Here is a 20,985-nt window from a genome sequence, read left to right on the forward strand (position 1 = left end):
AGCCTGACTGGGCGAGAAGCAATCGCTGCCTACTGGTCACCTAAGCTCGAAACGAAGCGAGTACTCTCATTTTCGCTGGACGACGTGAGCCTGACGGGCCACGGCGTTCAAATCGACTATCAAAATTACGAAGGCAAGCCGGCTCGCGTCTATTTTCGGTTCGGTGTCTCAAACAAGATCATCTACACAAGCTGCGCACCCATGGCTCGGGCGGCCGCCCGAAGCTCCGTCAACTGAGATAACGGTCCGCGCGGCCGCAGAGTTGCGGCGATTGTAGCTCTATCGAGCAGCCCAGCCGGCTCGTCCCTAGCCGGCGGCACACATCAGCCCTTCGGCAGACACTCCGCTGCTTCACTTCACCTTCGCTGCTTCATCGAGACACTTGTAACCTGAGCCGCCGCGCGCCATGCACTGGTCGAAGTGTTTTGTCTGCCGCGCTGCCGTTGGTCCAGCAGGCTGCAGCTTTCCGTTCTTATCGACGCATTCGTACAGCAAGCCGGGTGTGCGCAGCGAGCAGGGCATGCACGACTGCTGGGCTTGCACCGCGCCCACTCCGACCAGCAGCAGCATCATCACAAAACAGCTTTGCTATCACATCAAAGGGGGCCGAATCGATTCGCACGGAGTCAAGACGCTGTGAATAGGTCGAATAACTGCGGGGTGTTTCCCCCGGACTCCGCGTGGCGCGCGAATCTCTTGTAGGGTGAGTAGGTCAGGCGAACTTGATTCGTCTGATGTCCGAGGCAGCTGGCGGCCGACCGGCGTGCGATGAAACGGTTCACGTCATGGCCGCCCGGCTGACGATGCGGTCGGATGCCCTTCCTTTGGATCAGACGGTTGCCCCGCGTTGCCCTCTCCGAGCACGCTGTCGAGCGATCGGACGGCGCGTTCATAAACGGGCCTCGTTGAGGTCGGCTTCGCGGCCAGGCAGCAGGGTTAAGGGAGCGATCACAGCGATACCAAGCTCCGTCCATGCAGACCAAGCCGGTAGACCCAAAGCAGAACACGACTGGTACCCGATCGTCGCGGTGCGCCGACGAAGCAGTGACGATGTCCATCGTGCTCATGTCCGAGACGTCGACTGTCCCGAATCCTGCACGGCTCAAAAGGCGAAGGCGTGCCGTCGGCGAGGATTGATCTAGATCAAGCGTCGCCGGGTTTCACGATTCAGATTCGGCGCAAATGGCTGGAGGGCATGCGCCATGGATACCGTCAGGTGGATGATCTCCACCGCTCCGGAAATCTTCCTGCTGCTTTCCATCGCCATCGGCACGGTGCTGGGCCGAGCCAAGCTTCGTGGTTTCTCAATCGGAACGACAGCCTGCATACTGGTGGTGGCCGTTCTTATCGGTCAGCTCGGAACCTTTACATTCCCGTCGCTGCTGCGCGTGCTTCTGTTCAGCCTGTTCGTGTTCACGATCGGCTACCGGTCCGGCCCCGAATTCTTCGCCTCCTTGAGCATCCGCACCCTGGCGCAGGTCGCCATGGCGCTCGTGCTCGGCGGCACGGGTCTCATCCTCGTTTTGATATTTGCATTCGCGTTCAAGCTCGATCCGGGCACGGCCTTGGGACTTGCCGCCGGTGGGCTGACGCAATCTTCCATCATCGGCACGGCGTCCGGAGCGCTCGCGCAAGTCGGCTTGTCCGGTGATGCTTTGAAGCAGCAAGAAGCAAACATCGCAGCTGGATACGCCGTCACCTATGTCCTCGGCTATATTCTCACGCTCCTTTACGTGCCGTTTGTCGCACCGAAACTGATGCGGATCGATTTGAAGGCGGAGGCGGCGAAGCTGGAGGCGGAGCTTGCCGGCGGCAACCCGCCACAGAGTGAAAATCTGCACTATCGCAAATTCCAGGCGCGCGCCTACCGGGTATCGGCCGCCGCGGGACGCACGGTCAAGGACGTCGAAGAGGAAATCGGCAGCCGCACTGTCGTCGAGCGAATCGTGCGGCAGGGAGCCGATATCGAGCCGCGCCTCGACAGCATCCTCGAACCCGGCGACGACATCGTCGTCGCCGGGCGAACCGCTGCCCTCGTCGCGGCAAAGCCGGTCATCGGCAAGGAAATCGATGCCGACGAAATCCTGAAGGCAATTCCGGGCAATGTGATCGACGTCCTCGTCGACAGCCGCCATCTCCATGGCCGATCGATCAAGGAGATCGCTGAACGCGTCGGCAACGACGCACGCGGCGTCTATCTCCGCACGCTGACCCGGATGGGCCGCGAGGTCCCGTTGGGCCCGGACACCCGCGTCTATGTCGGGGACGTCATGACGCTCGTCGGCAGCACTCGCAACATCGAGCGTGCCGCCACGAAGGTCGGGCAGATCCTGCGCTCCGGCGACCGCGCCGACATCGCCTTTCTCGCAACCGGCATCGCCGCGGGCCTCCTCGCGGGTCTCGTCAGCCTCAGGGTCGGCGGCATCCCGCTGACCTTGGGCGGCGGCGGCGCGCTGATCGCTGGCCTCGTCTGCGGCTGGATGCGGTCGCGCCGGCCGACCATCGGAGCGTTACCACGCGCGGCACAGCAGACACTGAGCGATCTCGGGCTCGGTCGGCTTCATCGCAGCCATCGGGCTCGGCAACGGAGCCGCGGCCTGGGCTGCGATACAGGCGCACGGGGCGTTGCTGGTGGGCATGGGCCTGGTCGTCACGCTGGTGCCGCTGATCGTCGCGACACTGTTTGCGCGCTATGTGTTGCACATGAATCCGGTCATCACCTGCGGGGCGCTGGCCGGCGCCATGACCGTCGATGCTGCGGTGACCGGAGCCTGCGAAGTCGCCGAGAGTCAGACCCCAGTACTCGGCGTCGCAGTGCCCTACGCCATCGGCAACGTCGTCCTGACTGTGCTCGGCCCGATCATCGTGGCGCTCACTTATACCGGCTGACGGAGGCGACGATGCGTACGCAGTTGGCCGCAATCTTCCGACCGCTCTTGACGGCTTTGGTTCTCCTTGCCGCCTTCGGCTTGCCGGCCCTCGCCGAAGACAATGTCCGTCTCCAGCGATCATCACCTTTGCAGCAGGTCGCGGCGGTCGCGTCGACGGCAAGCCCAACAACAACTGCGCGCCGGACAGACTGGTCGAAGCGACCGCGGATTTCGGCCGTACCTCGCGGGTGCCATGCTGTGGTTCTATATCGAGACGTTCTTTGGCCCGGCGTTGTTGAAGCGCATGCATGAGGCTTTCACTGCGGCCGGCGGCAGGGCCGATATCATCTGATTGCATATTTCAGTGATCGTGAGCAGCGATTTCGCGCGATCATGAGCGCCGAATTCAGACGATCGTGAGCAGCCTCGCTCCGGCCGAGGCGGTGATAGGGTCAGCGTTCTGGCTGCTCGTCAAGGGTGATGGTTTTGGCGTTGCGTTTTCGCATGCTTTCGCCAGCAAGCTGGAGGCGGTGAGCGTTGTGGACGAGGCGATCCAGAATCGCGTCGCCTAGCGTGGGATCTCCGATAACTTCGTGCCATGTGTCCACAGGGAGTTGGCTGGTTACGATGGTGGAGGAGCGGCCATGGCGATCGTCAAGGATTTCCAGTAGATCGCGCCGCTCGGCAGCGGTGAGCACCGACAATCCCCAATCATCCAAAATCAGAACCTGGGCGCGGCCAAGGGTTTTGAGCAAGCGGGCATAACGTCCATCGCCCCGCGCGAGCCCCAACGCTTCGAACAATCTTGGGACGCGGTGATAGAGGACCGAGCGATTATCTCGGCAGGCCTTGTGGCCGAGGGCACAGGCTAACCAACTTTTGCCCAATCCGGTCGCCCCGGTTATGAGCAAATTCTCGTGGCGATCGATCCAGTCGCCGCTGGCGAGCTTGGCGAAGACGGCCCGGTCGATACCCCGCGGCGTGCGCAAATCGACGTCCTCCACGCAGGCATTCTGGCGGAGCGAGGCCAGCTTGAGGCGCGTGGTGAGCCGCCTGGTGTCGCGTTCCGCCGCTTCCCGGTCGACCAGCAGGCCGATGCGATCTTCGAACGGCAAGGCTTCGAGATCAGGCGATCGTCGCTGCTCCTCGAAGGCCTTGGCCATGCCGCTCAAGCCGAGCTCGATCAGGCGTTCGTGGGTGGGATGGTTGAGCATACAGGTCTCCTTGGCTTCAGTGAAAATAATCGCGGCCGCGGATGTTGCCGTGGCGCAGGGGTTGGTGTTCGGAGGGCTCGTCGAGAAAGGTACGATCCAGACCGTTCTGGAGGATGGAGCGGATCGAGGCGACGGATCGCGCCTTGATCAGAATGCCGCGCCGGCAGGCCGCTTCGACGCGCTCCGCGCTGTAGCTTTTGACCAGTGACAGAATGCCGAGGCAGGTGCGAAAGCCTTGCTCGGGATGCGGCCGGGCCGCGATCACGGCCTGGAAGAAGGCGGCGGTCGACGGACCGATCCGCTCGCCGGCGACGATCACTCCGGCGGGCGTCCATTGACCGTAGCGCCGATGGGCGCTGGGCATATGGTCGGCGATGGTGGTGTGGCCCCGCCGGTTGGGCGCGCGGGCGTGGCTGGCGATCCTGCGGCCGTTGTGGAAGATCTCGACCGTTCTGTCATCGATGCGTGCGTCGACAAGCTCACGGATGAGCCGATACGGCGCGGAATACCAGTGTCCATCGATCTCGATATGATAGTCGGGGCCGATCCGGCATCGCTTCCAGCGTGCGAAAGCGTAAGCCTGGTCCGGCAGCTTTGTAAGCTTGGGCTTGTCGAGCTCGGCGAACAGTTCGGCGCGACTGGCGCCAAAGTCGCGCATCTGCCTTGCATTGAGTTCGACGACGAGTGTTTTGATGGCTGCGTTCAGCTCCGCCAACGAAAAGAAGCGTTGGTTGCGCAGCCGCGCCAGAATCCATCGCTGGGCGACTTGCACCGCAACTTCGACCTTTGCCTTATCTTTTGGGCGCCGCGGCCGGGCTGCGAGAATGGCCGTGCCGTAATGGCTCGCCATCTCGGCATAGGTTCGGTTGAGGCCGGGATCGTGGCGGTCGGGATTGGTGACGGCGGCCTTGAGATTGTCGCAGACTACGAATGTCGGCACGCCGCCGAGGAAGGCGAAAAGATTGATGTGGACCCGGATCCAGTCGGCGAGCCCCTCGCTTGGACAGGCCTCGGCATAGGTATAGTTGGAGGCGCCCATCGCCGCGACGAACAGCTTCATCGACTGCACTTCCCCGTTTGAGGGATCGATGACGTCGATGGTGTCGCCGGCGAAATCCACGAAAACCTTCTCGCCGCCCAGATGCGTCTGCCGCATCGAAGGCCGGGCTCGCCCCTTCCAGGCCTCGTACGTCGTGCAGAACCAGGTGTAGCCGAAGCCATCGGGATGGGTGGCGCGATACTCGTCCCACAGCAGCCGACGGGTCACGTTGCGTCGGCGCAGCTCCTTGTCGACATAGCCCCAGTCGGGAACGGCCCGCTGGGGGCTCTGCGACGCAGGCCTCGGCGCCGGGAAAAGCAGCAGCTCCAGGTCCTCGTCGCTCATTCCGGCCGGCAACGGCCACTTCAGCCCGGCAGCCCCGGCTCGGCGTAGATAGCTGTGCACGGCGCCGTTGCTGATGCCCAAGGTGCGCGCGATGGCTCGCTCCGGCAAGCCTTGAACATGTTTTAAGCGGAGAACCTCTTTGATCCGGCGCATCGACAATCTCTGGGTGGGCATCGGCCTTCCTCGTTCACTGACGAGGCAGTTCCTAAGCCGGTTGAGTTGTCGGCCGAAGCGGGCTGAGTTGCTGAAAAGCTGCTCACGATCCCGCGAAATCCGTGCTCACGATCGTCTGAAATCTCTGCTCACGATCCCCTGAAATCCGTGCTCACGATCCCGCGAAACATGCAATCTGATGCCGCCCTTCGGCAATGAGGGGCATTTCTTCGTCGGCTCGACCGACACAATTCCGATGTGGTCACCGCTCGTCGAAAAATCCCTCAACGCGCATAAATAGTTACGGAGGGTGGCGCCTGGAGACGCAACCATGATCAACGCCCCTTCAACGCCATGGCCCGGGCACGCTCGCACCTTCCTGTTGATTTTGTTCGCAGCGGCCATTGCCGGACCAGCTACGGTCCAGAACGCCGCGGCGCAAAAGCAGGCCTCTGAGGCGAAGCCCGCCGAGATCGCCCCTCGCGGGCAGCGCGAAGCCAAAGACATCACCTTCGGAGACTGGCAGAAGTCTATGTTGATCACTGTTGATCACGCTGATGACGGTGCCGAGGAACTGGACTGCCATCGCGTGCTCCCATGGCGGACTCGGCCATGCTCCTGGTTTCGTCGGTCAGCGATTGTTATCCGGCGAAGGGGATGATGAGACGCCTTGATGCAGATCAAGAGAGCGCGGCGGCCCATAGCCAACATCTCCCCGCTGCGGAGCGCGTTCGGTACGGATCCAGGCAACCGTCAGCTCCCAAGCCACCGACAGAATGATCGGTCCGATGAAGAGGCCGATGATGCCGTGGACGAGGGTTCCCCCGATCACCCCGATCAGGATGACGAGCGCGGGTGTGGTCAGGCCTCGCCCCATGACGAGCGGCTTTAGGATGTTGTCGAGCACAGATACGATCGCGAGAAACACCGTCAGCAGAAGCGCGATCGGGAATTCCTTGTCAGTCCAGATCCAGATAATGACCGGCAGGATGACGATCGTTCCGCCGATCTGCACGATCGACAGCAATAGCACCACGAACGCCAGTAGTCCCGCGCTGGCGATACCGGCCAGCTTGAACCCAATGCCGGCGAGCAAGGATTGGACGATCGCGACGCCGATCACACCCTGCGCGACCGCACGGATGGTGGTACCCGCGAGGTCCAGAAAGTGCTCGCTCTGGTCGGGCACGATCTGTGACAGAAAGTCACGACCCGCGGCCACGAGTTGCGGGCCATATGGAAACACGACGCCAGCCACGACCACGGACAGCAGGAACTTCACGGTCCCCACACCGGCATTGCCGGCAAATCCGAGCAAGGTCGTCGCGAAGGGCTTGAGATACGGCACCACTTCGCGCAGAAGCGAACGCAGATTGGTCGAGGCCTGATCCCAGAGATCGAAGAGCCGAGGCCCGACGAGGGGCCAATCCTTGATCGATTGAGGTGGCGACGGAACCAACACCTCGCCGGCGGTCATTTGGCCGGCAAGATCCCTGATCCCGTCGACTGCGCCCATGCCGAGCCACGTCGCGGGCCCAATGACAACGGCGAGACTGATAAGGGTTAGGATCGCTGCCGCAAGTTTCGGCCGGTCGCCGAGGATTTTGGCAAGGCGCTGAAACACCGGATTAAGCGCGACGGCGAGCACGACACTCCAGGCTAGGATTGGCACGAACGGACGGATCAGGAGCAGTGTCCAGACGATCAGGACCGCGAGCAACCCCAGCCGGATCACAAGCTGGATGACCTCGTCTCCGAAGATGATCTGGCGGAGTGTTCTCACGGACGCGCCTTCAGCCTTGGCCACGCATGTTGCGGGTGAGTGAGCTAGTTCCCCCTCTCGCGCGGAGGTCTTGATCCAGATCAAGCGACCACGACCGGCCGGGAGGCCCTTGGGCGGGATCGGGCAAGTGCGTCGCCCGGCCTCTCGATACCGGAGTCCGCATGTCGGTCACCAGTGCACGAGAGCACTTGCGCGACGGCAGTCCGGTCGAAGTTCGCGCGCTTCGGCCGGAGGACGAGGCCGACATGCTCGCCGCACTAGACCAAGCGAGCCCGCAGTCGTTGCAGCGCCGATTTTTTGCGATGAAGCGCCATTTCTCCGACAAGGAGCGCGCCTTCTTCATGGACGTCGATTTTAAGAATCAAATCGCCTTGGTTGCGCGCGCGGAGGAAGCAGGCCGGAAGGCTGTGGTTGGCGGCCGCCGATATATTGTCTCCGAGCCCGGCCAGGCCGAGAGGGCTTTCATGGTGGTCGATGCATGGCAGGGGCGCGGCGTTGGCTCGATGCTAATGCGGCACCTCGTCGACATCGCGAGGGAAACGGGACTGAAGGAATTGACGGCGGAAGTGGGGATGTCCCGGGTTCTGTTGAATTTCTGAAGAGGTCGGCGTTGCCCACCTTGAGCCGGTAGGCTCGGGGTGCTGATTCCACAAAGGAGAGCAACGCCATGACGAGAGATATCACACCGGCTGGTTGGCCGGCGACCGGGGCTGTGGAGAAATCATTTGCGGAAGTGCGAGCGAGCTTCGATCGGTTCTGCCTTGCGGCAGGAATCGAGGCGCTCGGCACGATGATGGAGGCGGATGTGACAGCGGCCTGCGGGCCGCGCCACGGTCGTGATGCGGCGCGGCGGGCGCACCGTTGGGGCCGAACGCGGGGGCGGATCGGTTTCCACGGCGGCAAGATCGAGGTCGATCGCCCGCGGGTCCGGGGCATGGACGGCCGCGAGGTCACGATCCCGAGCTGGGAAACGGCGGCGCAGGAGGACTGGCTCGGTCGCTGGGCGATGAACCTGATGCTGATCAATGTGTCGACGCGCCGGTTCGGCCGCGCCGTCCGGCTGCCCGAGGGTGACGTGCCGGCACCGCCCGGATCGGGGATTTCGAAGTCGGCGGCCTCGCGGAGGTTCGTGGCTCTGTCGGCGGCGCGGCTGGCCGACTTCATGGCTGCCGATCTGTCCGCGCTCGACCTTCTGGTGGTCCAAATCGACGGGCTGCATCTCGACGACGATCTCGTGCTGGTGGCCGCGATCGGGGTTGACGGCGAAGGCAACAAGCATCCGCTGGCGCTGGTGGAAGGGGCGACCGAGAATGCAGCAACGGTTCAGGCCCTGCTGGACAACCTGGTCTCGCGCGGGCTCGACCCGACGGTGCCAAGACTGTTCATCGCCGACGGCGCGAAGGCGTTGTCGAAGGCGATCCGCCGCACCTTCGGTTCGGCCGCTGCGATCCAGCGCTGCCAGATCCACAAGGCGCGCAACATCATGGAACGCCTGCCGAAAGAGCATCATGCGGCCACCCGCCGGGTGCTGCGCCAGGCCTGGGAGCTCGATGACGCCGACAAGGCTGAAAAATTGATCCGCAATCTCGCGCGTCGACTCGACCAGCAATGGCCCGGCGTTGCGGCCAGTATCCTCGAAGGCCTCGACGAAATCCTGACTGTCGTCCGGTTGAAGTTGCCGAAGGAGCTTCGCCGATCGCTCGCCTGTACCAATATCGCCGAGAACATGATGGGCACCATTCGCCGCGTCACGCGCAACGTTAAACGCTGGCGGGATGCCGGTATGGCCTTGCGATGGGTCGCGGCCGGTATGATCGAGGCCAACAAGGGCTTCCGACGATTGAAGGCGCATAAGCAATTGTCGGTTCTGCGTGCGGCCCTTCAAGCTCACCACGATCGCATGACAATCAAGTCCGTTGCCCACGTCACGAGGGCTGCGTAATATTCATTCCGGCAACGTCGACCCGACGTAGTTCAACAGCGATCGGGACATCCCCCAATCTTCGGGATTAGCCCTTGGTGACTAACGGAGCTGGCGCCGGAGCCTTGCCGATCGGGTATTTGCCGACTGGAGTTTTGCCGACGGGATATTTACCAACCGGCGCGGTCTGGACGACGGGCTGCGGACGAGGCAGATCCGCGGCAACTGCCGCTCCCACCAAAGCCAAAGACGCAGCACCCGCAATTACGAATTTCAGCATCAATCTCCCCTGAAGTTGCCCACTACCCCTTACCGAATCTGACCCTAGCCGGACGCTCTACCCACACAACAAATGGATGCCGGTGCGGACAGTCGCGCGATCCCTTTTTTGGCGAATGTTGCAGAAGGGGCACGCTTTCTTTCAGCATATTGATCTACGTGAAGGGCGGCGCCGCCGTGACGCGCAAATCGATTCGATATATTCAACAACATCACCGGGGTCGGCCTGGCATCGGCAGGCCACACACGCTGGGGCGGCGCCCTCGGTGTCGGCTGGGAGTACGGCTTCACGCCCAACTGGTCGCTCGGTATCGAATACGACCATCTCTGGATGGGGCGTGATAATGCCAGCTTCGCAGGCGTGGTTACTCCCGGAGGGTTCATCCTCACCGGCAGCGGGGTCAGCCAAGATGTTGACATGGTCACGCTTCGGTTGAATTATCGCTTCGGTGGATACGGCGCACCGGTCGCGGCCAATACTGATCTCACCAACCTTCGCAAACCAAAGCCCAGGCTCGCCGGGGCTTTTTTGTAGTTATGAATTTTCTGGCCTTTGCTACCTTGCGGTGGCCGCGTGCCGTTCTCTTCCAGTCTACCCCTGTGAACGGACATAGTCAGACCGCCCCGGCATGTCTCACAAGGGTTTCTTGGAGTGTTCTTGCCACGCAACTCCGCGGATGAGAGAAAGCAGGCCGAAGCCGCTATGGTCTGGAGTTGGCCCCGACCGTTCACGACTAAGCCAGTGGCTGGAAAACTGGTGCGGCTTGCCGGTGTCCGGTAGCCCGGCGCTGGCGGCGCGCTGTAGGGCCTTCTAATGGCCTCACCCTTGACGCCTGTTCTGTGTCGTCGTGGCGACGGATGCCTAGCACAGCGAAATGACGCGACGTGCCAACTCTACGAACCCACAGACCAAGAAAAAGGACGTGGTGTGGCTCGCGCTCAACAGTCGCGCGCCATCCGCTTCAACGAACACCTGACCGGCGGCGGCCCGACGATCTTCAAGCACTTCTGCCAGATGGGGCTGGAAGGGATCGTGTCGAAGCGGACGGCGGACTATCGAAGACGTGGCTCAAGTCGAAGAACTCGGCGAGCGAGGCGGTGCGCCGGGAGCGCGTGGAGGATGGCGTTAGTCTCGGCGCACCCCGGCCTTCATAATTCTGCCCAAATGGAAAACCCGACGAAGGCGAGTACAGCCACGCTGAGAACGATAATCGCAATCGCCCCCACTTCGATAATGGAAAGCCGTCTTGCCATGCGCCAATTTTTTCGGCAGTCGAGCGACAGCGTTGATCTGGATCATGTGCGGCGACCATCACACCCAGCAGCCGCTCCATCAGCGGCTTCGGGCAACCTTGATTGCAGAATGCCGCTAGTGACAGTTTCGGGTCGTCTCAGCCTTCGTGGTTGCACCGCTTAAGCCATCGGCGCGCTAGCAAGTCATTCCGGTCGCACATCTGCGGACGGCTCGACGGGTATGGCGGACGGTGGTTCTTGCGACGCACACACCGTTAACTCGTGTCCTACCCGCGCCGCAGGCAGCAGCGACTTCAGTGATCATGCCGTTGGGCGGAGGAGTAATCGGAGCAGGTGTCATGGCTTGCGCCGATACTGCGACCGATAAGGCGAAGCCGGCAATAGCAATCAACCTGATCATTCTGCACCTCCCTTAACCGTCCAAACATCCCGACCTCTCACGGCAGGGGATGGGTCCGGCTCTCGTGTGAAAGCATGCGAGCTTCCGGCGCTGGCCGTTGGAAGGCTTGAGATAGACCAAGGGGATGTCCCGGGTTCTGTTGAATTTCTGAAGAGGTCGGCGTTGCCCACCTTGAGCCGGTAGGCTCGGGGTGCTGATTCCACAAAGGAGAGCAACGCCATGACGAGAGATATCACACCGGCTGGTTGGCCGGCGACCGGGGCTGTGGAGAAATCATTTGCGGAAGTGCGAGCGAGCTTCGATCGGTTCTGCCTTGCGGCAGGAATCGAGGCGCTCGGCACGATGATGGAGGCGGATGTGACAGCGGCCTGCGGGCCGCGCCACGGTCGTGATGCGGCGCGGCGGGCGCACCGTTGGGGCCGAACGCGGGGGCGGATCGGTTTCCACGGCGGCAAGATCGAGGTCGGTCGCCCGCGGGTCCGGGGCATGGACGGCCGCGAGGTCACGATCCCGAGCTGGGAAACGGCGGCGCAGGAGGACTGGCTCGGTCGCTGGGCGATGAACCTGATGCTGATCAATGTGTCGACGCGCCGGTTCGGCCGCGCCGTCCGGCTGCCCGAGGGTGACGTGCCGGCACCGCCCGGATCGGGGATTTCGAAGTCGGCGGCCTCGCGGAGGTTCGTGGCTCTGTCGGCGGCGCGGCTGGCCGACTTCATGGCTGCCGATCTGTCCGCGCTCGACCTTCTGGTGGTCCAAATCGACGGGCTGCATCTCGACGACGATCTCGTGCTGGTGGCCGCGATCGGGGTTGACGGCGAAGGCAACAAGCATCCGCTGGCGCTGGTGGAAGGGGCGACCGAGAATGCAGCAACGGTTCAGGCCCTGCTGGACAACCTGGTCTCGCGCGGGCTCGACCCGACGGTGCCAAGACTGTTCATCGCCGACGGCGCGAAGGCGTTGTCGAAGGCGATCCGCCGCACCTTCGGTTCGGCCGCTGCGATCCAGCGCTGCCAGATCCACAAGGCGCGCAACATCATGGAACGCCTGCCGAAAGAGCATCATGCGGCCACCCGCCGGGTGCTGCGCCAGGCCTGGGAGCTCGATGACGCCGACAAGGCTGAAAAATTGATCCGCAATCTCGCGCGTCGACTCGACCAGCAATGGCCCGGCGTTGCGGCCAGTATCCTCGAAGGCCTCGACGAAATCCTGACTGTCGTCCGGTTGAAGTTGCCGAAGGAGCTTCGCCGATCGCTCGCCTGTACCAATATCGCCGAGAACATGATGGGCACCATTCGCCGCGTCACGCGCAACGTTAAACGCTGGCGGGATGCCGGTATGGCCTTGCGATGGGTCGCGGCCGGTATGATCGAGGCCAACAAGGGCTTCCGACGATTGAAGGCGCATAAGCAATTGTCGGTTCTGCGTGCGGCCCTTCAAGCTCACCACGATCGCATGACAATCAAGTCCGTTGCCCACGTCACGAGGGCTGCGTAATATTCATTCCGGCAACGTCGACCCGACGTAGTTCAACAGCGATCGGGACATCCCCCTTTCCGTGGTCTTGCCCGATTGGCTGTCGATCACGCCGGCCGTCGGCGAGGCCTCCCGGCCGATCGCCTCGCGCGCCAGCATCAGGAGTGCGTGGTTGATCGATTGCCACAATCCGCTGTCGCGCCATTGGTAGAAATAGTACTGCACCGTGGTCATTGGTGGAAACAGAGTGGGCGGCAGCATGCGCCACGGCAATCCGCCGCGCAGCAGATAGAGTACTGCCTCGACGATGTCGCGATAGCTCCATTTCGGGCGCCGCCCGCGATTGGCCCGCACAGGAAGCAACCTCTCCAGCACGCCCCATTCCGCATCCGTCAAGTCGCTTGGCAAACGCAGCTCCTCTCGGGCAAACTGTGCCCGGGTGATATCAGTCCACATTCTCGATCCCTTTGATGCTTCGCAACACCGATGGAATCAGAACTCGCTGATATCACTCAACTTATTTTTCGGTCGGACACTTAGAGTCTGTCCGGAAAGATTACCTTGGATTGCATAGCTTTCGCAGCATGAGTCGGATGGAGGCCAGCTTGAGAAAGGCGAGCGCCCTGTGATTGAAGCATTCCCAATCTTTGGACAGTCTTCGGCATCGCCCGAGCCAGGCAAAGGTACGCTCGACGATCCAGCGTTTGGGCAAGACGACGAAACGGTGAGCCTGATCGGAGCGTTTGACGATTTCGAGGTTCACGCGCTTCAGAGCGCTACGCAGCCCCTTCTGGAAATGTGGCCCTTGATATCCGCCGTCGGCGTAGAGCTTCAGAAGAAAGGGATAGAGGCCGAACAACGTTGCCATCAGGAGCACGCCGCCGTCGCGATCCTGGATGTCCGCCGCATGCACGATGGCGTGCATCAAGAGGCCTTGCGTGTCGACGAGAATGTGCCGCTTCTTGCCCTTGATCTTCTTGCCCGCGTCGTAGCCATGGAGATCATGAGGCCCCCTTTTTCAGCGCTTTTCACGCTCTGGCTATCGATGATGGCGGCGGTGGGAGAAGCCTCGCGCTCGGCCCTTTCGCGACATTCGACATAGAGGGCGTGATGAATTTTATCGAGCGTGCCGTTCCAGCTCCACAGATCGAAGTAGCCATACAGCGTCGAGCGCGGCGGCAGGTCCTTGGGGATCGCGCGCCACTGGCAACCTGTGCTCAGGATGTACATCAGCCCGTTGGCAATCTCGCGCAGGTCCACCGTACGCTTGTTGCCGCCGCGCTTGGCCGGCGGGATGCGAGGCGCGATCAGCGCCCACTCCTCGTCGGTCAAGTCGCTCGGATAGCGCAGGCGGCTGCGGTCGTAGCGTGCACGGTTCTCGGTAGTCCACATTGGCGGCGCGTCCCCATCGAATCAGGCCGCTCACCTTGAATCACAACCGATTCATTCGACTCAACATGTTTTGGAACAGACACTTAGAACCTCTGCGCGCTTTCAACGTGGCTGCCGATTAGGCTTGACCTAGCGCACTTGCGAAGGTTCCATTATCGATTTACTTCAACCTCATTGCCCGCTAGGCTGTCATATTGCAAATCCGAAATACAATTTTGAGGTAGCGTTATGTCGATTGCAATCGAGTTAATCGTGGATGGCTACGCAAGACTTGGCGACCGCCAGTCGCTTGAAAATCTTAGTGTCTGTTCCAAAACATGTTGAGTCGAATGAATCGGTTGTGATTCAAGGTGAGCGGCCTGATTCGATGGGGACGCGCCGCCAATGTGGACTACCGAGAACCGTGCACGCTACGACCGCAGCCGCCTGCGCTATCCGAGCGACTTGACCGACGAGGAGTGGGCGCTGATCGCGCCTCGCATCCCGCCGGCCAAGCGCGGCGGCAACAAGCGTACGGTGGACCTGCGCGAGATTGCCAACGGGCTGATGTACATCCTGAGCACAGGTTGCCAGTGGCGCGCGATCCCCAAGGACCTGCCGCCGCGCTCGACGCTGTATGGCTACTTCGATCTGTGGAGCTGGAACGGCACGCTCGATAAAATTCATCACGCCCTCTATGTCGAATGTCGCGAAAGGGCCGAGCGCGAGGCTTCTCCCACCGCCGCCATCATCGATAGCCAGAGCGTGAAAAGCGCTGAAAAAGGGGGCCTCATGATCTCCATGGCTACGACGCGGGCAAGAAGATCAAGGGCAAGAAGCGGCACATTCTCGTCGACACGCAAGGCCTCTTGATGCACGCCATCGTGCATGCGGCGGACATCCAGGATCGCGACGGCGGCGTGCTCCTGATGGCAACGTTGTTCGGCCTCTATCCCTTTCTTCTGAAGCTCTACGCCGACGGCGGATATCAAGGGCCACATTTCCAGAAGGGGCTGCGTAGCGCTCTGAAGCGCGTGAACCTCGAAATCGTCAAACGCTCCGATCAGGCTCACCGTTTCGTCGTCTTGCCCAAACGCTGGATCGTCGAGCGTACCTTTGCCTGGCTCGGGCGATGCCGAAGACTGTCCAAAGATTGGGAATGCTTCAATCACAGGGCGCTCGCCTTTCTCAAGCTGGCCTCCATCCGACTCATGCTGCGAAAGCTATGCAATCCAAGGTAATCTTTCCGGACAGACTCTTAGTACGACTGAGTCACAAAACCGCAGGCTTTATCCGGCCGGAATCAGCGATGGTTGAAGCATGGACCATCAGCCGAGGAGGCTACATGAGCGGGCGTGGCACCAAGACCAGTGAGATGCGATTTGCGACGTATTTGGAAGGGCTTGCCAGCGTCATCGGTCATGCTGATCGGAAGGCACCGCTGCGCGACTATTGCGTCGGCCTCATGGCCTGTGGCGGTCGTAAGAGCGTGGAGCCAATGGCGGCGATGACGGCTCCGGAACGGACGGCCGCCCAACATCAATCGCTGCTGCATTTCGTCGGCAGCGGCGCCTGGTCGGATGAGAAGGTGCTGGGCAAGGTACGAGAGATGGTCCTGCCGGCGATCGAACGCCAGGGCCCGATCGAAGCTTGGATCATCGATGACACCGGATTTCCCAAGCAGGGGCGACATTCGGTTGGAGTTGCACGGCAATATTGCGGGCAGCTCGGCAAGCAGGATAATTGCCAGGTGGCGGTGTCATTATCGATTGCCAATCACCACGCCAGCCTGCCTGTTGCCTACCGCCTTTATCTTCCGAAGGAATGGACTGAGGATTGCGATCGGCGGCGCAAGGTGGGCATTCCTGCCGAAGTCGGCTTCCGGACCAAGCCGGAGATCGCGCTGGAGCAGTTGCGGTGGGCCTGTGCGACCGGCCTTCCGCGTGGTGTCGTGCTGATGGACGCGGGCTATGGCAACAACAGCGATCTGCGCACGGAGATCACGGCGCTGGGATTGACCTATGTGGCGGGTCTTCTGTCGAGCACAACGGTATGGGCGCCCGGCACCGGTCCCTTGCCGCCGAAGCCATGGTCGGGCCGCGGCCGTCCCCCGAAACTGATGCGCCGCAACCGTCAGCGTCGGCCGGCCGCCGTTAAAGCGCTCGCGATCGGCCTGCCGGCCAAAGCTTGGCGCACCATCACGTGGCGGCAAGGAACGAACGAAAAGCTGAGCTCGCGCTTTGCCCGCGTGCGGGTCCGTGCCGCGCACCGTGATTATTGGCAAACCACCCAGCGGTTGGAGGAATGGTTGCTGATCGAATGGCCGAAAGGCGAGGACCAGCCTACCAAATACTGGCTCTCGACATTGCCGGAGGATGTGGCATTCCGGACTCTCGTAGAGACGGCTAAATTGCGCTGGCGCATCGAACGCGACTATCAGGAACTCAAGCAGGAGGTCGGGCTTGGCCACTTCGAGGGACGCGGCTGGCGCGGCTTTCATCATCACGCAACGATGTGCATTGCAGCCTTCGGATTCCTGATCTCCGAGCGGGAGGCGTTTCCCCCCTCAGGCGCTCGGCGCGCCCGGCCGATCCCGCTCGCTCGCGTTTCCGCGGATTACAGACCCCGCGGTTCTGCCGCTACGGACCCAACGTCACATTCCAAATTCGATCACGACGATGCGACGGCGACTCGAACAAGGGCTGGTCCGAACGTTGTCGAGATGTCCTTGTTGTGCAATCAAGTTCGCCCATTTCACAGACCACCGTTTGTGACGCAGTAAGATTAGTGTCTGTTCCAAAACATGTTGAGTCGAATGAATCGGTTGTGATTCAAGGTGAGCGGCCTGATTCGATGGGGACGCGCCGCCAATGTGGACTACCGAGAACCGTGCACGCTACGACCGCAGCCGCCTGCGCTATCCGAGCGACTTGACCGACGAGGAGTGGGCGCTGATCGCGCCTCGCATCCCGCCGGCCAAGCGCGGCGGCAACAAGCGTACGGTGGACCTGCGCGAGATTGCCAACGGGCTGATGTACATCCTGAGCACAGGTTGCCAGTGGCGCGCGATCCCCAAGGACCTGCCGCCGCGCTCGACGCTGTATGGCTACTTCGATCTGTGGAGCTGGAACGGCACGCTCGATAAAATTCATCACGCCCTCTATGTCGAATGTCGCGAAAGGGCCGAGCGCGAGGCTTCTCCCACCGCCGCCATCATCGATAGCCAGAGCGTGAAAAGCGCTGAAAAAGGGGGCCTCATGATCTCCATGGCTACGACGCGGGCAAGAAGATCAAGGGCAAGAAGCGGCACATTCTCGTCGACACGCAAGGCCTCTTGATGCACGCCATCGTGCATGCGGCGGACATCCAGGATCGCGACGGCGGCGTGCTCCTGATGGCAACGTTGTTCGGCCTCTATCCCTTTCTTCTGAAGCTCTACGCCGACGGCGGATATCAAGGGCCACATTTCCAGAAGGGGCTGCGTAGCGCTCTGAAGCGCGTGAACCTCGAAATCGTCAAACGCTCCGATCAGGCTCACCGTTTCGTCGTCTTGCCCAAACGCTGGATCGTCGAGCGTACCTTTGCCTGGCTCGGGCGATGCCGAAGACTGTCCAAAGATTGGGAATGCTTCAATCACAGGGCGCTCGCCTTTCTCAAGCTGGCCTCCATCCGACTCATGCTGCGAAAGCTATGCAATCCAAGGTAATCTTTCCGGACAGACTCTTAGACTTGTGGACGTTCGCAGCACTTCATAAGAGCTCGCGTTCTCTGAACGAGAGAGATCTGAGCAAGGGGATAGGGACGCTGAAAAGGCCTTCGATGGCTGCGCTCAGTCTCGCAGCGCTGAGCATGACGGCTCCTGCCATGGCCGCCGATATGGCCGTCAAGGCGGCACCGCCGGCACCGGTGGTGGCGATCTACAACTGGAGCGGATTCTACATTGGCGCCAACGGAGGCTGGGGGCAGAGCCATGGTTGCGTGGATTTCCTGACGCCCGCCGGGACAGTCGCAGGTGGTTGCGCTGATCGTTCGGGCGGCCTTGTTGGCGGGCAGATCGGGTACCGCTGGCAAACGAACCAGTCTGTGCTCGGCTTGGAGGCGCAGGGCGACTGGGCCGAGATCAAGAACACACGCGTCAGCTTGATCGATCCATTGATCTCAACCACAGGCAAGATTGATGGCATTGGGCTGTTCACGGCTCAATTCGGATGGGAATGGAAAGCGTCGCTGTTCTATGTGAAGGGTGGCGCTGCGGTGACGCGCAATCGCTTTGATGTCTTCAACAACCTCACCGGAGTCGGCCTGACTCCGCAGGTCACACGCGCTGGGGCGGTGCCCTCGGTGTCGGCTGGGAATACGGTTTCTCGCCGAATTGGTCGTTCGTAAGCGCGATTTTCTTCGCACGCCGGCGGTTTTGATGGATTGCCCTGGTATCGGGCGATACCGAGCCGTTCAGGCAGTGGCGGCTTTGTGGAAGTTGAAGGGCAGCAGGTCTGTAATATCGGCGTCGCCGGCGCGCTGAGGCAATTCGGTGAGGACGTGGCGCAACCACGCTAACGGCTCGACACGTGAGGCGCGGCAGGTCAGCATCAGGCTATAGACGACGGCACTGGCCTTGGCTCCGTCCACGGTATCGCTGAACAACCAACTCTTCCTGCCAGTTGCAAAAACCCTGATGTCGCGCTCCAGAAGATTGTTGTCAATCGGCATGCTGCCGTCCCCGGTGTAGCGCGTCAGATATTCCCATTGGTTTCGGGTGTAGGATACGGCGTCGCCGAGCTTGCTGTCAGGCAAGACCTTCGGGGCCATGTCATCGAGCCATACTTTGAGAGCATTGAGGATGGGGACACTATGTTGCTGGCGGAAGCGGCGAATGCAGTAGGCCTGTGTTTCACCCTTCTCCGGTATTCCGTCCCACGCCCGCCTTTCAACCCGGTAGAGCTGTTCAAAGAACCGCAGCGCTTGCTCGGGCGGACCGCCGCCCTTCTTCCTGGCTTTGAGGGCATCGACAAAGCGCCGTCGGGAGTGGGCCATGCATCCAATGTGGGTGGCCCCTTCCAGCGTGCGCCATGCGGTATAGCCGTCACTCATTACAATGCCACGGTAATCGCCGAGGAAGGCTTGCGGGTGGATTTGGCCGCGGCCCGGCTGATAATCCAGAAGAACGATCGGCTCGTGGCTGCCCTTGCCGCTGCGATAAGCCCACATGTACGATGTGCTGGTGGCCCGTTTGTCCTTCTCCTTGAGGACCTGAACCGTTGTCTCGTCGCCATGGATGAGAGGTTGTGATCTGAGCCGCAGCTTCAGGGCGTCGTAGATGCGATGCAGATGCTTCTCGCTCGAGCCAATCACCCAGTGGCCCAAAGCGCCGCGGCTGACAGGAACACCTGCACGTTCGAAGGCCTGCGCCAGGCGGTAGAGCGGCGTGCCATCGACATATTTGTGAACCAGCGCGAACGCCAGCGTCGAGGGCGTGGCAACGCTGCCCGGCAATGGTTGCGGCGGCATCGGCGCGGTCACGACAGGGGCGTGGATCCCGGTGCGATCGCTATGGCGGCACGCATATTTGAAGCGCACATTCTGTAAAACCTTCGCCTTCACCTCGATATGAAGTTGCTCGGTGACAGCCTCGCCCATGCGATGCATCTGGCCACGGCAGCAAGGACACGCCTTCTGATCGTCGGACAGGTCATACTCGACGCGCTCACGAGGTAGGTTCCCCGGCAGCGGCTTGCGGCCGCGCTTCTTTCCCATTGTGTTTTCGACGGGTGGCAAGCCCGTGTCCGGAAGTTCGGCGATATTGTTCGTTTCACTGCCGGCGTCCTCCTCATCGGAGGCCTGCTCGGCTTCATTGAAGAGACGATCAACATGCTTTTCGCTGCGCGGCGCAAAACGATGCAGGCGTGCCAGCGCCAGTTCTTCCTCGAGCTTGGCGACGCGGTCGGCGAGTTGATGGTTCTCCGCCTGCAGCGCAGCAATGCGTGCCAACAGCACTTCAACACTCGGATCGCCGGTTCGATTCATCGAATTCTTGAATCTGAACCGTACCGACGCGTCAACCGCTCAACTCGAGAGCTCAGCCGGCAACCTGATATTGCCGCACCGGATGGCGGACCATCGCATCGATATCGATGCCGTCAAGGATCCAGTGCAATTGCTCCGTCGTCAGCGTGACGATCGCCTCCTGGCGGCGCGGCCATCGGAACCTGTCTTCGGTCAGCCGCTTCAGGACCAGTACAAAGCCGGACCGATCGAAGAACAGAAGCTTCATCCGGTCGCAACGGCGATTGCAGAACGCAAAAACCGCCGGAGTGAATGGATCGAGCGCCATCGTCTCCTGGACCAGGACCGCAAGGCTGTTGATGCCAGCCCGGAAGTCGATCGGCTCACGGTGCAGATAGACCTGCAGGTCATCGCCCAGTCTAAACATCGCCCAGCGCTCCGATGATCGCCGTCAATGCATCCACATCGCCGCATTCCAGCGCGAGCTTCACGCCATTCGGCAGCGACACGCTCACTTTGGCCGGAGAACAAAAAGCTGGAGTCCCTTTGGGTTCCGAACCACGCACTTCATCGTAAGCCGGCAAATCAACCGTCGCCACGCTGTCTTTTCGCGACAGGTCCCGCTCGGACTTCCCCTCAAGCTGAACCGGGATGAACGCCGGGCGTGAGGACGGCGGCAGCGACCTGGTCGCGCTGTGCTTCTTGATCCACTTCCGAAGGAGGTTCGCGTTGACCCCATGTTCGAGTGCAAGCCTCGATACCGAAACCCCAGGCTCAAGGCAGGCCGCGACAAGACGCTCTTTCGATGCCGCCTCGTAGCGCCGGCGACCGTTCCGGCCGACAAGCCTGACCCGCAGTTTCTGATCATCGTCGCTCATCA

At 61.6% G+C, this 20,985-nt stretch carries 13 protein-coding genes and 8 pseudogenes; 10 read left to right on the forward strand and 11 right to left on the reverse strand.

Annotated elements, in window-relative coordinates:
* Positions 1 to 351: 351 nt before the first annotated feature.
* Positions 352 to 573 (reverse strand): hypothetical protein, encoded by a 222-nt coding sequence (locus HAP41_RS35280; protein WP_085405589.1) that lies wholly within the window; start codon positions 571 to 573, stop codon positions 352 to 354.
* Positions 574 to 1,202: 629 nt separating this feature from the next.
* On the opposite strand from HAP41_RS35280, the pseudogene HAP41_RS35285 reads away from it, so the two are divergent.
* Positions 1,203 to 2,889 (forward strand): annotated as a pseudogene (locus HAP41_RS35285) (aspartate:alanine exchanger family transporter).
* A 115-nt stretch (positions 2,890 to 3,004) separates the two neighbouring features.
* Positions 3,005 to 3,213: pseudogene (locus HAP41_RS35290) on the forward strand (dienelactone hydrolase); the annotation flags it as partial.
* 109 nt (positions 3,214 to 3,322) lie between these two features.
* Here HAP41_RS35290 and istB read toward each other — a convergent pair.
* The 4 genes from istB to HAP41_RS35315 form a co-directional block, all read right to left on the reverse strand.
* Positions 3,323 to 4,084, reverse strand: coding sequence for an IS21-like element helper ATPase IstB (gene istB / locus HAP41_RS35295; RefSeq protein ID WP_166063422.1), 762 nt, complete (start codon positions 4,082 to 4,084; stop codon positions 3,323 to 3,325).
* A 16-nt stretch (positions 4,085 to 4,100) separates the two neighbouring features.
* Positions 4,101 to 5,642 (reverse strand): IS21 family transposase, encoded by a 1,542-nt coding sequence (istA, locus tag HAP41_RS35300; protein WP_166063394.1) that lies wholly within the window; start codon positions 5,640 to 5,642, stop codon positions 4,101 to 4,103.
* A 325-nt stretch (positions 5,643 to 5,967) separates the two neighbouring features.
* Positions 5,968 to 6,207, reverse strand: coding sequence for a hypothetical protein (locus HAP41_RS35310; protein WP_166087076.1), 240 nt, complete (start codon positions 6,205 to 6,207; stop codon positions 5,968 to 5,970).
* 45 nt (positions 6,208 to 6,252) lie between these two features.
* Positions 6,253 to 7,404: an AI-2E family transporter gene (locus tag HAP41_RS35315; RefSeq protein WP_084795347.1), complete on the reverse strand. Its 1,152-nt coding sequence runs from the start codon at positions 7,402 to 7,404 to the stop codon at positions 6,253 to 6,255.
* A gap of 161 nt (positions 7,405 to 7,565) precedes the next feature.
* Between HAP41_RS35315 and HAP41_RS35320 the strand changes: the two genes are divergently transcribed.
* Both HAP41_RS35320 and HAP41_RS35325 read left to right on the forward strand, forming a co-directional pair.
* Positions 7,566 to 8,003 (forward strand): GNAT family N-acetyltransferase, encoded by a 438-nt coding sequence (locus tag HAP41_RS35320; RefSeq protein ID WP_224580657.1) that lies wholly within the window; start codon positions 7,566 to 7,568, stop codon positions 8,001 to 8,003.
* A 68-nt stretch (positions 8,004 to 8,071) separates the two neighbouring features.
* A complete protein-coding gene (locus HAP41_RS35325) occupies positions 8,072 to 9,346 on the forward strand; it encodes an IS256 family transposase (protein ID WP_166064748.1) in 1,275 nt (424 codons plus the stop codon).
* 67 nt (positions 9,347 to 9,413) lie between these two features.
* Here HAP41_RS35325 and HAP41_RS35330 read toward each other — a convergent pair whose 3' ends face one another.
* Positions 9,414 to 9,605 carry a hypothetical protein gene (locus HAP41_RS35330; RefSeq protein ID WP_080586686.1) on the reverse strand — a complete coding sequence of 64 codons (192 nt, stop codon included), beginning with the start codon at positions 9,603 to 9,605 and terminating at the stop codon, positions 9,414 to 9,416.
* A 149-nt stretch (positions 9,606 to 9,754) separates the two neighbouring features.
* Between HAP41_RS35330 and HAP41_RS35335 the strand changes: the two are divergent.
* Together HAP41_RS35335 and HAP41_RS35340 are read left to right on the forward strand one after the other, a co-directional pair.
* Positions 9,755 to 10,139 (forward strand): annotated as a pseudogene (locus HAP41_RS35335) (outer membrane protein); the annotation flags it as partial.
* 1,338 nt (positions 10,140 to 11,477) lie between these two features.
* A complete protein-coding gene (locus HAP41_RS35340; RefSeq protein ID WP_166080342.1) occupies positions 11,478 to 12,752 on the forward strand; it encodes an IS256 family transposase in 1,275 nt (424 codons plus the stop codon).
* Positions 12,753 to 12,794: 42 nt separating this feature from the next.
* Here HAP41_RS35340 and HAP41_RS35345 read toward each other — a convergent pair.
* Positions 12,795 to 13,187, reverse strand: a pseudogene (locus tag HAP41_RS35345) (transposase); the annotation flags it as partial.
* A 100-nt stretch (positions 13,188 to 13,287) separates the two neighbouring features.
* Positions 13,288 to 14,123: pseudogene (locus HAP41_RS35350) on the reverse strand (IS5 family transposase).
* Between the two features lie 384 nt (positions 14,124 to 14,507).
* Here HAP41_RS35350 and HAP41_RS35355 point away from each other — a divergent pair.
* From HAP41_RS35355 to HAP41_RS35370, 4 genes and pseudogenes are all read left to right on the forward strand, one after another.
* Positions 14,508 to 15,343: pseudogene (locus tag HAP41_RS35355) on the forward strand (IS5 family transposase).
* 104 nt (positions 15,344 to 15,447) lie between these two features.
* Positions 15,448 to 16,884, forward strand: a complete 1,437-nt coding sequence (locus HAP41_RS35360) for an IS701 family transposase (RefSeq protein WP_166105276.1) — start codon at positions 15,448 to 15,450, stop codon at positions 16,882 to 16,884.
* An 88-nt stretch (positions 16,885 to 16,972) separates the two neighbouring features.
* Positions 16,973 to 17,808 (forward strand): annotated as a pseudogene (locus tag HAP41_RS35365) (IS5 family transposase).
* Positions 17,809 to 17,921: 113 nt separating this feature from the next.
* Positions 17,922 to 18,481, forward strand: a pseudogene (locus HAP41_RS35370) (outer membrane protein); the annotation flags it as partial.
* A gap of 73 nt (positions 18,482 to 18,554) precedes the next feature.
* Here HAP41_RS35370 and tnpC read toward each other — a convergent pair.
* Genes tnpC through tnpA form a run of 3 tightly spaced genes read right to left on the reverse strand, consistent with a single transcriptional unit; the run spans position 18,555 to position 20,983 of the window.
* Positions 18,555 to 20,126, reverse strand: a complete 1,572-nt coding sequence (tnpC, locus tag HAP41_RS35375; protein ID WP_166073793.1) for an IS66 family transposase — start codon at positions 20,124 to 20,126, stop codon at positions 18,555 to 18,557.
* A 52-nt stretch (positions 20,127 to 20,178) separates the two neighbouring features.
* The gene (gene tnpB / locus HAP41_RS35380) at positions 20,179 to 20,532 is read right to left on the reverse strand and encodes an IS66 family insertion sequence element accessory protein TnpB (RefSeq protein WP_166073804.1); all 354 of its coding nucleotides are present in this window, start codon (positions 20,530 to 20,532) and stop codon (positions 20,179 to 20,181) included.
* Positions 20,525 to 20,983 carry an IS66-like element accessory protein TnpA gene (gene tnpA / locus HAP41_RS35385; protein WP_166073826.1) on the reverse strand — a complete coding sequence of 153 codons (459 nt, stop codon included), beginning with the start codon at positions 20,981 to 20,983 and terminating at the stop codon, positions 20,525 to 20,527. Before tnpA ends, tnpB begins: the two co-directional genes overlap by 8 nt.
* Positions 20,984 to 20,985: the final 2 nt, after the last annotated feature.

It is taken from the genome of Bradyrhizobium barranii subsp. apii (assembly GCF_011516635.5).
Classification (GTDB): Bacteria; Pseudomonadota; Alphaproteobacteria; order Rhizobiales; family Xanthobacteraceae; genus Bradyrhizobium; species Bradyrhizobium barranii.